Annotated in this window: 1 pseudogene; it reads left to right on the top strand. The window is 61.8% G+C overall.

Annotation, left to right across the window (positions count from 1 at the left end):
• Positions 1-441 precede the first annotated feature (441 nt).
• Positions 442-1274: pseudogene (locus UB48_RS26795) on the top strand (GlxA family transcriptional regulator); the annotation flags it as partial.

Raw genomic sequence — 1274 nt, 5'->3', positions numbered from 1 at the left:
GGTGGCCTGGCGGTCAGCGCCATCGAATGTTGAAACGCTGACGCGCCCTGCGCCGTTTTCGCCCACCTTCGAGCTGCGCGCCGCCTTTTGGCGCGCAGGCCTTTCCCGCCTCGAACAATCCGCTGTCACCCCCGTGCCTGGCGCCTTGGGTGACAGTTGCCGATGTCGTTTCTGGGCATCCTTCACACAAGTGCTACCGAATTGCTCACGCGTCCTACAGACCGGCGCTAGGCCGCTGGTTTGCGTTTATAACCGCGCCCGGCAACAAGGGCCATATAGACGCTGCGCGACGTCGTTTTTGGGTTTTGTTGAATGGCCATTCAATTTCAGGCATGGCATTTGCGTTGTGATTGGCAAAGCCCCTGCATCCGAATCGGGGCCGTGACAAAAAAGCCCGTGCCTGCCTGAGGCACAACCTGCATTGTGTGAGGAGATACCGCGATGACGTCGTACAACTCCGGGACCCCAACCCAGAACCGCACGCCCCAATCCATCGGCTTCCTGCTGCTGGACAATTTCACGCTGATTTCGCTGGCTTCCGCTGTTGAGCCGCTGCGCATGGCCAACCAGCTGTCCGGTCGCGAGCTGTATCGCTGGAGCACCCTGAGCGTGGATGGCGGCCAGGTGTGGGCCAGCGACGGCTTGCAGATCACTCCCGATGCGGCAATGCACAAGGCACCGGCCATGGACACCGTGATTGTCTGTGGCGGTATTGGTATCCAGCGCACCGTTACCCGCGAGCACGTCACCTGGCTGCAGAGCCAGGCGCGCCAGTCGCGACGGCTGGGTGCGGTGTGCACCGGCAGCTGGGCCCTGGCCTGTGCCGGCCTGCTCGATGGTTTTGACTGCAGCGTGCACTGGGAATGCCTGGCGGCGATGCAGGAAGCCTTCCCGCGGGTGAGCATGAGCACCCGTTTATTCACCCTCGACCGCAACCGCTTCACCAGCTCCGGCGGCACTGCGCCGCTGGACATGATGCTGCACCTGATCAGCCGTGATCATGGTCGCGAGCTGTCGGCGGCGATCTCGGAGATGTTTGTCTACGAGCGCATCCGCAACGAACAGGATCACCAGCGCGTGCCGCTCAAGCACATGCTTGGCACCAACCAGCCGAAACTGCAGGAAATCGTCGCGTTGAAATCGTCGCGTTGATGGAAGCCAACCTCGAAGAGCCGATCGACCTGGATGAACTGGCTGTTTATGTGTCGGTGTCGCGGCGCCAGCTTGAGCGCCTGTTCCAGAAGTACCTGCACTGCTCGCCGTCACGCTACTAC

The organism is Pseudomonas sp. 2(2015) (genome assembly GCF_000955865.1).
Taxonomy (GTDB): Bacteria; Pseudomonadota; Gammaproteobacteria; order Pseudomonadales; family Pseudomonadaceae; genus Aquipseudomonas.
Note: the sequence above shows the minus strand (reverse complement) of the source record. Positions and strands in the feature narration are given on the sequence as shown.